At 38.5% G+C, this 15513-nt stretch carries 15 protein-coding genes; 14 read left to right on the top strand and 1 reads right to left on the bottom strand.

Annotated features, from left to right (window positions below; all coding sequences use genetic code 11):
• The first annotated feature begins 3 nt into the window (after nucleotides 1–3).
• Nucleotides 4–369, top strand: a complete 366-nt coding sequence (locus DYH63_RS21040; protein WP_116790673.1) for a CoA-binding protein — start codon at nucleotides 4–6, stop codon at nucleotides 367–369.
• On the opposite strand, the gene DYH63_RS21045 is transcribed toward DYH63_RS21040, so the two are convergent.
• Nucleotides 366–1880 carry a sodium:solute symporter gene (locus tag DYH63_RS21045; RefSeq protein WP_116790674.1) on the bottom strand — a complete coding sequence of 505 codons (1515 nt, stop codon included), beginning with the start codon at nucleotides 1878–1880 and terminating at the stop codon, nucleotides 366–368. The genes DYH63_RS21040 and DYH63_RS21045 overlap by 4 nt on opposite strands.
• Nucleotides 1881–2075: 195 nt before the next feature.
• Here DYH63_RS21045 and recR point away from each other — a divergent pair, with 195 nt between their 5' ends.
• The 13 genes from recR (at nucleotide 2076) to DYH63_RS21730 (ending at nucleotide 15509) form a co-directional block, all read left to right on the top strand.
• A complete protein-coding gene (gene recR, locus DYH63_RS21050; protein ID WP_116790675.1) occupies nucleotides 2076–2696 on the top strand; it encodes a recombination mediator RecR in 621 nt (206 codons plus the stop codon).
• Nucleotides 2697–2859: 163 nt separating this feature from the next.
• On the top strand, nucleotides 2860–3852 hold the full coding sequence (locus DYH63_RS21055; protein WP_116790676.1) for an SDR family oxidoreductase: 993 nt from the start codon (nucleotides 2860–2862) through the stop codon (nucleotides 3850–3852).
• A gap of 1 nt (nucleotide 3853) precedes the next feature.
• Complete coding sequence (locus DYH63_RS21060) at nucleotides 3854–5116, top strand: nucleotide sugar dehydrogenase (protein ID WP_116790677.1); 1263 nt, start codon at nucleotides 3854–3856, stop codon at nucleotides 5114–5116.
• Between the two features lie 47 nt (nucleotides 5117–5163).
• Entirely contained in the window at nucleotides 5164–6558 is a 1395-nt protein-coding gene (locus DYH63_RS21065; RefSeq protein WP_116790678.1) for a UDP-glucose 6-dehydrogenase, read from the top strand.
• A gap of 24 nt (nucleotides 6559–6582) precedes the next feature.
• Nucleotides 6583–7635 carry a dTDP-glucose 4,6-dehydratase gene (gene rfbB, locus DYH63_RS21070; RefSeq protein ID WP_116790679.1) on the top strand — a complete coding sequence of 351 codons (1053 nt, stop codon included), beginning with the start codon at nucleotides 6583–6585 and terminating at the stop codon, nucleotides 7633–7635.
• Nucleotides 7636–7640: 5 nt separating this feature from the next.
• On the top strand, nucleotides 7641–8507 hold the full coding sequence (gene rfbA / locus DYH63_RS21075) for a glucose-1-phosphate thymidylyltransferase RfbA (protein ID WP_116790680.1): 867 nt from the start codon (nucleotides 7641–7643) through the stop codon (nucleotides 8505–8507).
• Entirely contained in the window at nucleotides 8507–9052 is a 546-nt protein-coding gene (gene rfbC, locus DYH63_RS21080; protein ID WP_116790681.1) for a dTDP-4-dehydrorhamnose 3,5-epimerase, read from the top strand. Before rfbA ends, rfbC begins: the two co-directional genes overlap by 1 nt.
• Nucleotides 9053–9081: 29 nt before the next feature.
• Nucleotides 9082–10092, top strand: coding sequence for an NAD-dependent epimerase/dehydratase family protein (locus DYH63_RS21085; RefSeq protein ID WP_116790682.1), 1011 nt, complete (start codon nucleotides 9082–9084; stop codon nucleotides 10090–10092).
• A 38-nt stretch (nucleotides 10093–10130) separates the two neighbouring features.
• Entirely contained in the window at nucleotides 10131–11129 is a 999-nt protein-coding gene (locus DYH63_RS21090; RefSeq protein ID WP_116790683.1) for a mannose-1-phosphate guanylyltransferase, read from the top strand.
• A gap of 108 nt (nucleotides 11130–11237) precedes the next feature.
• The gene (locus DYH63_RS21095; RefSeq protein WP_116790684.1) at nucleotides 11238–12758 is read left to right on the top strand and encodes a lipopolysaccharide biosynthesis protein; all 1521 of its coding nucleotides are present in this window, start codon (nucleotides 11238–11240) and stop codon (nucleotides 12756–12758) included.
• A gap of 110 nt (nucleotides 12759–12868) precedes the next feature.
• Entirely contained in the window at nucleotides 12869–14014 is a 1146-nt protein-coding gene (locus tag DYH63_RS21100; protein ID WP_116790685.1) for a polysaccharide pyruvyl transferase family protein, read from the top strand.
• Nucleotides 14014–14976: a glycosyltransferase family 2 protein gene (locus tag DYH63_RS21105; RefSeq protein ID WP_116790686.1), complete on the top strand. Its 963-nt coding sequence runs from the start codon at nucleotides 14014–14016 to the stop codon at nucleotides 14974–14976. Before DYH63_RS21100 ends, DYH63_RS21105 begins: the two co-directional genes overlap by 1 nt.
• Before the next feature lie 29 nt (nucleotides 14977–15005).
• A complete protein-coding gene (locus tag DYH63_RS21730; protein ID WP_116790687.1) occupies nucleotides 15006–15509 on the top strand; it encodes a serine O-acetyltransferase in 504 nt (167 codons plus the stop codon).
• Nucleotides 15510–15513: the final 4 nt, after the last annotated feature.

A 15513-nucleotide genomic window follows, 5' to 3' on the forward strand; every position in this document is an offset into this window, starting at 1 on the left:
GCCATGAAAGAGAAGAAAACACTGGTTATGGGTGCCAGTACAGAGCCTACACGATATGCCTACAAAGCCATAAAAATGCTTCAGCGATTTGGCCACCCTGTGGTAGCTATGGGGAAAAAAGAAGATAACCTTGACGGAATAAAGATAGAAAAAGGAGCCGCGCCTTTTGATGGTGTAGATACAGTAACGCTGTATCTTAACCCCATGAACCAGAAGCCATATTATGACTACATTGTGGGGCTACAGCCCAAACGTGTGGTTTTTAACCCCGGAACCGAAAATATGGAGTTGTACAGCATACTGCGCGACAATAACATTGAGGTTGAGGTAGCGTGCACCTTAGTGATGCTGAGTACGAACCAGTATTAGTTGTCGCTCAGTTTAAAGCTGTTTACCGGTGCCTTGCGGCTGATGCACAGCAGTAAAACAAAAGTTATGGCTGCATTAACCACGATAAGTTCATTGTCAAAAATATAGTTGCCAAAAAAGGTTTGCGAGTTAAGACTCAGGAACAGTGTGATAAACGGCGATGCAATGCAAACCACCGGAACCAGTTTATCGCGTACGGCTAATTTTTTCATGAGTAACCCAAAGCTATACAGGCCAAGTAGTGGCCCGTAAGTGTAAGATGCTATACGGAAGATCATGCTTACTACAGAGGCATCGTTTATGGCATTGAACACCACAATTACCAAAAACATCAGCATAGAAAACGAGATGTGCACCCAGTGGCGGGTACGTACATTATTTGCCTTGCCCTGGTTTTCGGCTTTATCCATGCCTAAAAAGTCTACACAAAAAGAGGTGGTAAGTGCAGTAAGTGCAGAATCTGTCGTGGCAAAAGTAGCCGCTGTAAGCCCCAATAGGAATATTACTGCCGGAATTATGGTAAGGTGGTTAAAGGCAATTTCAGGAAACAATAAGTCCGTGCGCGATTTTCCGTCTACCATAGGTACATCAATACCGTTTTTGGCTGCGTAAATATACAACAGCGCCCCAACGCCAAGAAAGAACAGGTTAATAACTACAAATATTCCTGTAAAGGTGAACATGTTTTTTTGGGCTTCGCCAATATTCTTGCAGCTCAGGTTTTTTTGCATCAAATCCTGGTCAAGTCCTACCATGGCTATGGTAACAAACATTCCGCCTACGATCTGCTTTACAAAATGGAACTTACTTCCTATAAAATCTTCAAAGAAAAATATCTTAGAATAGTTGCTTTGCTTTACGGTTTCAAAGGCTTCGGGCAGGCTAAGTTGCAGGCTGTCGCAAATAAAATAGATGGTAAAGAATACCGATGATACAAGGAAGAATGTCTGTAATGTATCGGTAATAATAATGGTTTTTAATCCGCCTTTATAAGTGTAGGCAAAAATAAGTAATAGAGATATAAGCACGGTAGCCCAGAACGGTATGCCAAAAGCATCGAATACATAACGCTGCAATACTATAACCACCAGGTAAAGCCTGAAAGCAGAGCCTATGGTACGGCTTAGCAGAAAGATCATGGCAGATGTTTTGTAACTGTAATGCCCCAGCCTGCCTTCTATATAACCGTATATAGACGTAAGGTTGAGCCTGTAGTAAAGCGGAAGCAGCACTTTAGCAATGATGATAAAACCCAGAGCATTGCCCAGTATAAACTGAAAGTATTTAAACTGCTCGCCACTTGGTGCGCCCACTTCGCCGGGAACCGATATAAACGTTACGCCGGATAGTGCTGTACCTATCATCCCGAAAGCCACCAGGTACCACTTGCTGTTTTTATTGGCCTTAAAAAAGCTGTCGTTACTGCTGTCTTTACGGCTTACCAGTCGCGATATTAATATAAGGATGCCAAAGTAGACAATTATTATAGAGAGTATGGTTAACGGGCTCATGCAATTTATGTTTGTCTTACAAAGCAACTAAAAATTTTTGAAATGCGGGCAATTTTAAATCGTGCCACGAATTGCATGAATTTTTATGAATACTTTTTGGATAAAGCATGGTAAGTGGAGTTGATTATAAGTGAAATTAGGAGGGTAATTCAGCGCTAAAAAAAATACCCTGCAATTTTGTACCTTTGTGCTACTATGGAAATGTCGTCGAAATTACTGGAGAAGGCCGTAGCCGAAATATCCCTTTTGCCGGGTATAGGTAAGCGTACTGCGCTGCGATTGGCGCTGCACCTGCTGCGCCAGCCTGCAGAACAAACCACCTTGCTGGCTGAAGCGTTGCAAAAAATGCGTAATGATATACAGTTTTGCAGTAGTTGCCATAACATAAGCGATACAAAACTTTGTGATATATGCACCAATAATCTGCGGGATGCTTCGTTAGTATGTGTGGTAGAAGATGTGCGAGACGTGATGGCTATAGAGAATACAGGCCTTTTTAGAGGTATATACCATGTGCTGGGTGGTAAGATATCGCCTATGGATGGTATTGGTCCCAGCCAGTTAAATATTGTTACGCTCATAGAAAAGGTAAAGGCAGGTACTGTAAAGGAGCTTATTTTTGCGCTAAGCAGCACGATGGAAGGAGATACTACCAATTTTTATATTTATAAGCAGGTAAAAGACCATGGTGTTATAACGTCGGCCATAGCCAGGGGGATTGGTGTGGGCGATGAGCTGGAATTTGCCGATGAGGTTACCCTTGGGCGCAGCATACTGCACCGGGTACCGTTTGAAAATTCACTCCGCAGCATTTAGCTGTTACCCTGATTGAGTTTTAATTAGAAATAATGTAATTTGTATATGTGTTATGGTAGGTTTTAAAAAAAGCTAAACTATACATATAAATAACACTTTGTTAAAATATTAGTTTTTATATTTGCAGCCAAATTGGGAAGTCGGTTGCATGTAACAGTTTTTTATGGAAAATTCCGAATTAAAAATTCTTATAACCGGCGGGGCAGGCTTTATTGGGTCTGCGTTATGTGATTATTTTATTGATAAAAAATTTCAGGTAGTTTGTTTTGATAACCTGGCAACAGGCCACAAAAAGAACATCGAACATTTATTGTCAAATCCGTTGTTTAAATTTATTGAAGGCGATATACGCAATGTTGAAAGCTGCCGTGAGGCGGTAGCAGGGGCGAGTTATGTTTTGCACGAAGCAGCCCTGGGCTCAGTACCACGTTCTGTAAACGACCCTATAACAACTAACGATGTTAATGTGGGTGGTTTTTTGAATATGCTGGTGGCAAGCCGCGATGCAGGGGTAAAGCGTTTTGTATATGCAGCAAGCTCTTCTACCTATGGCGACAGCACAGGGCTACCCAAAGTAGAAGATGTTATAGGTAAGCCATTATCGCCATATGCTGTTACCAAATATGTAAATGAGCTTTATGCAGATGTGTTTGGTAAAGTGTACGGAATGGAAACTATAGGCTTACGTTATTTTAACGTATTTGGCCGCAGGCAGGATCCTAACGGGGCTTATGCGGCGGTAATACCTAAGTTTGTATCTACCTTAATGGCGCATCAAAGTCCGGTTGTAAACGGCGATGGTAATTTCTCCAGGGATTTTACTTATATAGATAATGTAGTGCAGGCTAATGAGCGGGCACTTTTTAATACCAACACCAATGCTGTAAATACGGTGTATAATGTAGCCTTTGGCGAACGTACAACACTTAACAGCCTGATTACTGCCCTTAAAAAATATCTTGCTACGTACGATCCTGCAATAAAGGATGTTGAAATAGTGTATGGCCCGGAGCGCACCGGAGATGTGCCGCATTCGCTGGCAAGCATTGATAAGGCTAAAGAGCTGCTTGGGTATGATCCGCAGTTTTCGATGGAGCAGGGGCTTGAAGCAGCCGTAGAATGGTATTGGAATAATTTAAAACCCCTAACCAAATAATATGAAAGTAGCAGTTATAGGGCTGGGATATGTAGGGCTGCCACTGGCAGTTTTATTAGCAAAAAAATATCCTGTTGCAGGATTTGATATAAAAAAAGACCGTATAAGCCAGTTGAAAAACGGTGAAGATGTAACGCTTGAAGTAGATGCCGAAACATTGCGTGAGGTACTTGTTCAGGATTTGTCAGGAGAAAAAGGCTTGTTGTGCTCATCTGATACGGCAACCATACAAGACAGTACGTTCTATATTATAACCGTGCCAACCCCGGTAGATAAAAACAACCGGCCAGATCTTACTGCTTTGTACAAAGCAAGCGAAATGGTAGGCAAGGTACTTAAAAAAGGAGATATTGTAGTATATGAAAGTACAGTATATCCCGGTGTTACCGAAGAAGAATGTGTACCGGTACTGGAACGCGTTAGCGGACTTAAATTTAATGAAGATTTTTTTGCGGGCTATTCCCCAGAGCGTATAAACCCGGGCGATAAGCTGCATACTGTAGATAAGATTATAAAAGTTACCTCTGGCTCTACGCCTGAGGCGGCAGATAAGGTAGATGCTTTATACGGTTCTGTAATAACAGCGGGTACGCATAAAGCTACCTCTATAAAGGTGGCTGAAGCGGCTAAGGTTATCGAAAACTCGCAGCGTGATATTAACATTGCGTTTGTTAACGAGCTTTCTAAGATCTTTAATTTACTGGATATAGATACCTATGCCGTTTTAGAGGCGGCAGGCACAAAATGGAATTTTCTACCATTTAAGCCGGGGCTTGTGGGTGGCCATTGTATAGGGGTAGACCCGTATTACCTGGCCCAAAAGGCGCAGGAAGTGGGCTATCATCCTGAAATTATACTGGCAGGGCGCAGGCTTAATGACAGTATGGGCGACTATGTAGCCTCGCAGATGATCAAGAAAATGATAAAAGGAGGAGTGGTAGTTAACGGTGCCAGGATACTTATCCTGGGTATAACGTTTAAAGAAAACTGCCCCGATGTTAGAAATACTAAAATTGTTGATGTTATAAATGCCCTTAAAGAATATGGGGTATCCATAACGTTATACGACCCGTGGGCAAACCCTGAAGAGGTGCTGCATGAATATGGGCTTGTAAGCCACAGCACGTTGCCGAGAGGTAGGTTTGATGCTGTTTTTGCAGGTGTGGCACACAACGAGTTTAAAAACCTGGATCTTAAGCATGTTTGCGAAGAGGTAAGTGTGGTGTATGACTTTAAAAAAGTCTTTAAAACCTCTCAGGTATAAATAAATTAATATTAATTTCGTGATGATAGTTAATTGTAATAACTATAATGAGTAAGATTAAAAATATTTGCTGCATTGGAGCAGGATATGTGGGTGGTCCCACTATGGCAGTAATTGCTGCTAAATGTCCTGAAATAAAAGTTACCATTGTAGATCTAAATGCGGCAAGGATAGCCGCGTGGAATGATGAGAATCTTGATAACCTGCCTGTTTATGAACCTGGGCTTGATGCAATAGTTGCTCAGGCACGTGGGCGAAACCTGTTTTTTAGTACAGAGGTAGAAAAGGCTATTGATGAGGCCGAAATGATATTTATATCGGTTAATACGCCTACAAAAACGTATGGACTTGGTAAGGGCAAGGCTGCAGACCTTAAGTTTATAGAGCTTTGCGCCAGGCAGATTGCCTCAGTAGCAAAAAGCGATAAAATAGTGGTAGAGAAATCTACCCTTCCGGTACGTACTGCAGAAGCTATACGTAGCATACTCGATAATACCGGAAATGGTGTAAAGTTTCAGATACTTAGCAACCCTGAGTTTTTAGCAGAGGGGACCGCTATAGATGATCTTTTACATCCTGACCGTGTGCTTATAGGTGGAGACAGTGATGAAGAAGGACAGGAGGCTATTGATGCGCTTGTAAATATATATGCAAACTGGATACCTACTGAGCGTATACTTACTACTAATGTGTGGTCTTCTGAGCTTTCTAAGCTTACGGCTAATGCATTTCTTGCACAGCGTGTTTCTTCTATAAACGCGATGTCTGAGCTTTGCGAAAAAACCGGTGCAGATATTAATGAGGTAGCAAGGGCAATAGGTATGGACAGCCGTATAGGGTCTAAATTTCTTAAGTCATCTGTAGGTTTTGGAGGATCATGTTTCCAGAAGGATATACTTAACCTTGTTTATATAGCAAAGTCGTATGGACTGGATGAGGTGGCAGATTACTGGGAACAGGTTATTATAATGAACGACCATCAAAAAAGGCGCTTTGCTGCCAATATTGTAAAAACGCTTTACAATACGGTTTCGGGCAAAAAAATAACTTTTTTGGGCTGGGCGTTTAAAAAAGATACAAACGATACACGCGAGTCTGCTGCCATATATGTAGCAGATGACCTTTTGCTTGAACAGGCTAATATTGCCGTGTATGACCCTAAGGTAGAAGAGACACAGATACATGCTGATCTTGATTATCTTGATACACGCCGTAAAAAGGAAAACAGGAAAGGGGTTACTACCTTTAATGACCCTTATGAAGCTGTAAAAGATGCGCATGCCATAGCTGTACTTACCGAGTGGGATGAGTTTAAAGGTTATGACTGGCAACGCATTTATGACAATATGAAAAAGCCTGCTTTTGTTTTTGATGGCAGGAATTTGCTGGATGGACAGAAGCTTAGAGAAATAGGTTTTGTGTTTCAGTCGATAGGAAAATAATTAACCCTCTTTAAGAGGCAGTATATGAAGATATTGATTACAGGAGGTGCGGGATTTATAGGTTCGCACGTGGTTAGAAGGTTTGTAAGGAATTATCCGGATTATAAAATATATAATCTTGATGCGCTTACCTATGCCGGAAACCTTGAGAATATAAGCGATATAGAGCATGAGCCTAATTATGCTTTTATAAAAGCAGACATTACTGATGCTGCTGCCATAACGGCTATTTTTAAAGAGCATGCTTTTGACGGCGTAATACACCTTGCGGCAGAATCGCATGTAGACCGTTCTATTACAGATCCTCTTGCGTTTGTAAACACTAATGTTCTTGGTACGCTAAACCTGCTTAACGCTTTTAAAGAGGTTTGGGCAGGTAATTTTGATGGTAAACTATTTTACCATGTAAGTACAGATGAAGTATATGGTACACTGGGAGCCGAAGGGTTATTTACAGAGACAACACCTTATTCGCCAAACTCACCTTATTCTGCCAGTAAGGCAGCTTCAGATCATTTTGTAAGAGCGTATGGCGAAACTTACGGTATGCCTTTTGTACTTACAAATTGCAGTAACAACTATGGGCCAAACCATTTTCCTGAAAAACTTATACCACTATTTATAAATAACATCATACAAAATAAACCGCTTCCGGTTTATGGCGATGGTAATTATACCCGCGACTGGCTTTTTGTAAAAGATCACGCCGTTGCAATAGATCTTGTATTCCACAAAGGCAAAAACCATCAAACATATAATATAGGCGGCTTTAACGAGTGGAAGAACATTGATCTTGTAAAGCTGCTGTGCGTTATTATGGATGAGAAGCTTGGCAGGGAAAAAGGGACAAGCGAAAAGCTGATAACTTATGTAAAAGACCGTCCGGGGCACGACCTTAGGTATGCAATAGATGCATCTAAGATTAATAAAGAATTAGGTTGGGAGCCATCTGTTACTTTTGAGGAGGGCCTTGACTTTACAGTTAATTGGTTTTTAGATAACCATGACTGGCTTAAGAATGTAACATCTGGCGAATATTTAAAGTATTACGAAAAACAGTACTCCCACGGAGTGTAGCATATATGAAAGGAATTATCTTGGCAGGAGGCTCTGGCACACGGTTACATCCGTTAACCCTTGCCGTAAGTAAGCAGCTTATGCCGGTTTATGACAAACCGATGATATATTATCCGCTTTCTACGCTAATGATGGCGGGCATCAGGGAGATACTTATTATTTCTACCCCAAAAGACCTCCCGCTTTTTAGGGATTTGCTGGGAGATGGAAAAAAATATGGCTGTAGTTTTCAGTACGCAGTACAAGAGCAGCCAAATGGGCTTGCAGAAGCCTTTATTATTGGCGAAGAATTTATAGGTAAGGATAAAGTTGCCCTTATACTGGGCGATAATATTTTTTATGGTGCCGGTCTGGGTAAACTACTGCAAAGTAATGTAGATCCTGATGGTGGTATTATTTATGCCTACCACGTGCACGACCCGGAAAGGTATGGTGTGGTAGCCTTTGATAAAGATGGAAAGGCGCTTAGCATTGAAGAAAAGCCCGAAGTGCCAAAGTCTAACTACGCGGTACCCGGTATTTACTTTTATGACAACGAGGTGGTAAGCATAGCAAAAAATATTGCGCCAAGCCACAGAGGAGAACTTGAAATTACTGATGTTAATAAATATTATCTTGCGAACAATAAGCTAACGGTAAGCATACTGGATAGAGGAACGGCATGGCTTGATACGGGTACGTTTCAATCGCTTATGCAGGCTTCGCAGTTTGTAGAAGTGATAGAGGAGCGCCAGGGCCTTAAAATAGGAGCTATTGAGGGTGTTGCTTATGAAATGGGGTATATTAGCGAGGCAGAATTTAGAGATTTATGTAAGCCATTGTTAAAAAGTGGATATGGGCGTAAGCTTTTATCATTGATCGAAACAAAATAATGAATATAGTTCACACACACCTTGAGGGGTGTTTTATACTTGAGCCACGCGTTTTTAATGACGGCAGGGGCTATTTTTATGAGAGTTATAATAAGAAGACTTTTGATAGTGCTACAGGGCTTAATGTTGAGTTTGTACAGGATAACCAGTCTTTTTCTACGCGAGGGGTGCTGCGGGGCCTGCATTACCAGACAGGAGATGCTGCACAGGCTAAGTTAGTACGTGTAATTAGCGGCACGGTACTGGATGTAGCCGTAGACCTCAGAAAGCATTCTGATACCTTTGGTAAATATGTAGCAGTAGAATTAAGTAGCGAAAATAAGAAGCAGCTTTTTGTGCCCAGAGGTTTTGCACATGGTTTTGTAGTGCTTAGCGAAGAAGCAGAGTTTTCATATAAATGTGATAACTTTTATTCTAAAGAACATGAAGGCGGAATAATTTACAATGACAAAAGTCTTGCTATCGACTGGCAACTTTCGGAGTCTGAACTTGTTGTTTCTGAAAAAGATATAGTATTGCCTGCGCTGGAAAACGCTATATATTAACGGTTGATAGCCAAGAGAGATTTTAGAGTATGCATAAGATATTAGTAACAGGAGCAGCAGGATTTATAGGTTTTCATTTGTGCAAAGCGCTGGTGGAAAAAGGTTATTATGTTACAGGTATTGATAACATTAATGATTACTATGATGTAAACCTTAAGCTGGATCGTTTAAAGGAATTGGGTATAGCTGAAAAAAATATAAATAATTTCGAAAAAATTAACAGTGGGCTGCATAAAAATTTTAACTTTGCCAAGCTGGATATTGATAATAAGCAACAATTATTTAAACTTTGTGAGGACGAAAATTTTACAATAATTGTTAATTTAGCCGCTCAGGCGGGGGTACGATATTCGTTAGAGAATCCTGATGTTTATGTTCAGTCTAACGTTGTAGGTTTTTTAAACATACTGGAAAGTGCCCGTCATTTTAATGTTGGCAAATTAGTTTATGCCAGTTCGTCCAGTATTTATGGTAATAGCACAGATATGCCTTTTGCCATACAAAACAGATCTGACGAACCAATATCATTATACGCTGCCACAAAAAAGAGCAATGAGCTCATGGCATATACATACAGCCATTTATTCAATATAGAAACGATAGGATTGCGTTTCTTTACTGTTTACGGGCCCTGGGGAAGGCCTGATATGGCGATTAGTCTTTTTACTGAAGCAATTTTGAATGAAAAGCCTATAAAGGTATTTAACAATGGTAACCAGTCCAGAGATTTTACTTATGTAGACGATATTGTAAACGGTTTACTTTCTGTAATTCTTACAGAGGGTAAAAGTCCTAAGCAATATCAACTGTACAATATAGGTAACAGCAGGCCGGTAAAGCTTGAAGACTTTATAAGCGAGATTGAAAAAGCAACGGGTAAAAAGGCTATTAAGCAATATTTACCAATGCAGCCGGGCGATGTAGAAAGTACATGGGCCGATATGGAAGATTTTAAGGCTAATTATAATTATAGTCCTGAAGTTTCTGTAAAAGAAGGTGTTGGTAATTATGTGAAATGGTATACAGGATACTATAAATAGTATCCAGGTTTTTTTACATACAATAAACAAAATTATAGATGAGTAAAGTTACACACGTTATCCTTACAGGAGGAGTAGGCAGCCGTTTATGGCCATTATCAAGAAAAAGCAGACCAAAACAATATCTTCCGATATTTGGAGGGAAATCTCTTTTTGAGATGACAGCTGAAAGAAATCAGGACTTTGCAGATAAAGTTATTGTTGTAGGTAGCAGAGATAACTGCCACCTTAGCAAAGAAATGATGGAAAAAAATAATGTAACCTATCTTGATATTGTAGAGGCAGTGCCGAGAAATACTGCAGCTGCTATTGCGTTTGCGGCTTTTGCGGCAGAGCCTGACGATATACTTGTTGTAACACCATCTGATCATATTATTGAAGGTGCCGAAGCTTACAGGCAGGCTATGGATGAGGCTATAAGTAAAGCAAAAAATAATTTTATTGTAACCTTTGGGGTGCATCCTACAAAGCCCGAAACAGGTTATGGCTATATAGAACATAATGGAGATGAGGTTATTTCTTTTAGAGAAAAGCCAAACCAGGTTACTGCCCAGACATTTATAGATACCGGAAATTTTTTATGGAACAGTGGTATGTTTTGTTTTAAGGCAAGTGTATTGCTTGAAGAGCTAAAGTTGTACCAGCCAGAAATTTATGAAAAGTCTCAGGCAGCATGGAGCCAGGCTAAGGAAGGCAGGCTTGATGAAGCTTTATCTATGGAGATACCATCTATAAGTATTGACTATGCCGTTATGGAACGAAGCAAAAAAATAAAGGTTGTACCTGCCATATTTAAATGGTCAGATCTTGGATCTTTTGATTCGGTTTATGAATATCTTGCCAAAATGGGCCACAAGGTAGATGAATTTGGTAATATGGTTATAGGTACAAGCAATTATACTGCTTTCCTTGGTCTTGAAAATACAATATTTGTATACACAGAAGATGCCAATCTTATACTTCATAAGGATCATTCTCAGGAGGTAAAAAATGTTTACGGTAAACTTGAGAAAGAAAACTCAATATTGCTGAACTAGGCTGAGTCTAAGCTTTAAGCATTAGGTGTAAAAATTAATAAGAATTATAATTGCTGCCTTAGTTGTACATTACAATTGTAGTTAAGACATGCGGCAGATACACATAATATGTCAAGTTCAAAAAAAATAGCAAAAAATACACTTTTCCTTTATTTCAGGATGTTTCTAAAAATGGGTGCAGAGTTGTATGCATCGAGGATTGTGTTAAATGTTTTGGGAGTAAAAGACTACGGTATTTATAGTGTTGTAGGTGGTGTTGTTGTTTTGTTTGGCTTCTTTAATGCGGCCATGACTACAGCCACAGAACGTTTTCTGGCATTTGATATAGGGCGTAATGAAAATGAAAAATTACGCAATACTTTTAATGCTACCGTTATTATCCATATATGCATTGCATTGCTGGTGCTTTTACTTGCAGAAACCATTGGGCTTTGGTTTGTAATGAATAAGCTAAATGTGCCAGAGGCACGTATGGATGCTGTTTTTTGGGTATACCAATTTTCTATATTTACATTTTTGGTTACCGTATTGCAAGTGCCATTTAATGCCTTGATTATAGCTCGTGAGGAGATGAATGTTTATGCTATGCTAAGTATAGCAGAGGTTATCCTTAAGTTATTTGCAGTGTTTTTGTTAACTGTAGTTGCTTTTGATAAACTTACACTCTATGCCGGGCTCCTGTTTTTGCTTGCCACTCTTATCGCTTTATGTTACAGGATTTACTGTCTTAAAAATTTTGAAGAGAGTAAGTTTAAATGGTTTTATGATAAGGAGTACTTTGTGTCTCTTATCTCATATTCAGGATGGAACCTTTTTGGAAATATAGCAGTTGTAGCTAAAGGGCAAGGAACAAATATGTTGCTTAATATCTTTTTTGGTACTGTAGTAAATGCGGCCTATGGTATTACAATGCAAGTACAAGGAGCTGTAAATACTTTTGTAGTAAGTTTTCAAACGGCAGCAAACCCACAGATATATAAAACTTTTGCGCAAGGAGATATTGCACAGATGCAAAAGCTGATGTTTCAGGTTTCAAAGTTTTCTTATTTTGTGTTGTTTATACTGGTATGCCCCATAATATACAATATTGATTTTATACTAAAATGGTGGCTGGAAAACCCGCCGGTATATGCCAGTATATTTATTACTCTTACGCTGTCTAATCTTTTGATAGAAACGATATCACAAGCACTCATAACAGGTGCGTTAGCAACGGGTAAAATTAAATGGTACCAAATAGTGGTAGGGCTTACACTTTGTCTTAACTTGCCGTTAAACTACATCGTTTTTAAGTTCATTCCAGATCCTGTTATGTATATTTATGTGGCAATTTTACTTTCGGTAGTTACCCTATTCCTTCGATTGAGGTTCTTAAAATCAATGATTAGCCTGGATGTTATGCGTTTTTTTAAGGATGTGCTTTTTCCGGTAATTAGTATAACTGCCATTTGTGGAGGGCTTATTTACCTTCTCTATTATTTTAATATAACATCGGCAAGCTTTCTTGAACTTATTCTGGTAAGCGCCCTTATTGTGGTGTTATGTCTTATAGTTATTGTTCTAGTAGGATTAAAAAAATCAGAAAAAGCAATGATAAAATCATTAATAACCAATAGAATAAAGAAATAATATATTGTTTAAGGATATATTTTTAATGTGTATCCTGGATTTACATGAGAAGTTTTTTAATCTTATGTAAGCATCTATTGTTAAATAACTAATTATAGAAGAAATAAGCTATGAAAATAGGTACTCTAACACTACCATTGCACACAAATTATGGTGGAAACTTACAGGCATTTGCATTAATGAAAGTCTTAAAAGACATGGGGCATGAACCTGTGCTTATAAATAGGAGACAAAATGAAATGCCCGGATGGAAGCTTCCAATTGTTATAGTAAAACGTAGTATAAAAAAATATCTGTTAGGTAAAAAGGGAACTACTATATTTCTTGAAAGCAAAGCTAAAAAAGAGTTTCCAATCATCAGCCAGTTTACACAACCATTCATTGATAAATATATTACACCTCAAACAGAGCCGTTTTATTCATCTCAGGAATTACTAAATGGTATTGAGAAATATAATTTTGATGCGGTAATTGTAGGAAGCGACCAGGTTTGGCGAGTTCCCTATGCACCAAACATAGAAGACAACTTTTTTGGATTTTTGAGAGGAGATAAAACCAAGCGAATCTCTTATGCTGCATCTTTTGGAACCAGTGATTGGGAATTTTCTGAAGAGCAGACACAAAATTGCAAAAAATTATTGCAACATTTTGATGCCGTATCTGTAAGAGAGCAAGATGGCGTTGTTTTGTCTAAAACAAAGTTTAATGTAGATGCTACGCATGTACTGGATCCTACAATGCTGCTTACAAGTGAAGATTATATGAAAATAGTGGGTAAGCGTACTGAGAGCCGCGAAGGTAAAGACCTGCTTGTGTATGTGCTTGATAATACACAGGATAAAGATGTTGTAATTGCTGAAATATCAAAAAAATACAGTTATAATCCATTTAGGGTGAATACTAAAACTGAGCAAATAGATAATACGGGTGTTGGTCTTAATGATTTGATTGCTCCACCTACAGAAGACTGGCTTGCCGGTTTTAATGATGCTAAGTTTGTGGTAACTGATTCTTTTCATGCGTGTGCTTTCTCTATTTTATTTAATAAACCATTTGTAGTTTATGGAAATAAAAGCAGAGGATTAGCGCGTTTTACATCATTGTTGGCCATGTTTGGTCTTGAAGACAGGCTTATTTATGAATCTGGTCAAGTAACAAGTATTCTTGCAAAAGAAATTGACTGGAATAAGGTAAATCTTATCCTGGAAGAAAAGAGAGAGTTTTCTCGTAACTTTTTAATTAGTGCTTTAAAATAATGGCCAGGCTGAGTGTAATAATTCCTGTTTATAAAGTAGAAAAATATCTGGCAGCCACCCTTGATAGTATCCTGTTGCAGGATTTTAAAGATTTTGAAGTACTTTTAGTAGACGATGGCAGCCCTGATAATTGTGGTAAGATGTGTGATGAATATGCGGCTAAAGATGCACGAATCAGAGTTTTTCATAAAAAGAACGGCGGGGTAAGTTCTGCCAGAAATCTTGGTCTGGACAATGCCTCAGGAGAGTGGGTTACATTTGTAGACAGTGATGATACACTGAAAAAGAATGCCTTTGAAGAGATAAATAAAGAAATAGAAAAAAATGATAGTGATGTAATATCTTTTTCTGCCTATTACAAGGTAGATGGCACTACTACTACAATAGTAAGCGATACCGTTATTGATGATGTAATATCTGCTAAAGATAATATTAATAATTTGTTAATGTGGGTTAATCCTACAGGGCCAATTATTTGGAATAAGATATATAAGAGGAGTTTGTTAAAAAACTGCCGCTTAGATACATCTGTAAAAATTGGAGAAGATATTTTGTTTCAAATTAGTGTTTTGCTTGAAAATGATCAAATCAGGGTAAGGACTAACCAAAATCCGATATATGAATATTATATAAGAGAAAGTTCTGCAATGAGCTCATCATCAAATTCGTCAATGGGTTTGCTGTCGGGTAAAGTAAAGGAAGTACTCGAAAAATATTCCAAATTTGAGTTGTTTAAGAGTGAATTTTATTTCTTTGGATTAGTGAATATTTATACTGATTTGCTGAGGCTAAAAAAAGGACTATCAATACATGAATATAAAGAATTGTATGGCTTGATATCAGGTGCTCATAAATATGGTGCTAAATATCCATTACAGTATAAAACAATTGCAGCGGCATATTTTAGAGCCAGATGGTTTGGTAATTTTCTTATGCGTGCCAGGAGGATGATAATTAAGTAAAAATTTAAAGGGACTAAGGTTATAATATAATGGGACTTATTAAATATATTTTTCAGGATTGGAAAGTTAACAGCACCGACAAAAAAGGCCGTTTTGTATTACTGTGGTTTCGTATCTCATACTGGGTAACATCCAGTAAAATGAGGAAACTCCTGTTTTTTCCTGTTTTTTTATTTAATAAATATATTGTTCACTGGATTCTTGGAGTAGAAATAGGTTGGCGCACTAAAATTGGCAAAAATTGCCGTATATTTCATGGCGTTGGCCTTGTTATTAATTCTGACACAATAATCGGCGAAAATTGTACTTTTAGGCAGGGAGTTACAATAGGAAACAAACTGGATAAAAATGGAATAGACAGTGCAAGTCCCGTTATTGGAAACAATGTAGAGTTTGGTGCAAACGCGTGTGCAATTGGAGGCATAAAAATAGGCAATAATGTTGTTATTGGTGCAGGCTGTATCGTTGTTAAAGATGTACCGGATAACTCAATAGCTGTAGGAAATCCTGCCAGGATTATAAAGATTACCTAATTAA

The organism is Flavobacterium psychrotrophum (genome assembly GCF_003403075.1).
Taxonomy (GTDB): domain Bacteria; phylum Bacteroidota; class Bacteroidia; order Flavobacteriales; family Flavobacteriaceae; genus Flavobacterium; species Flavobacterium psychrotrophum.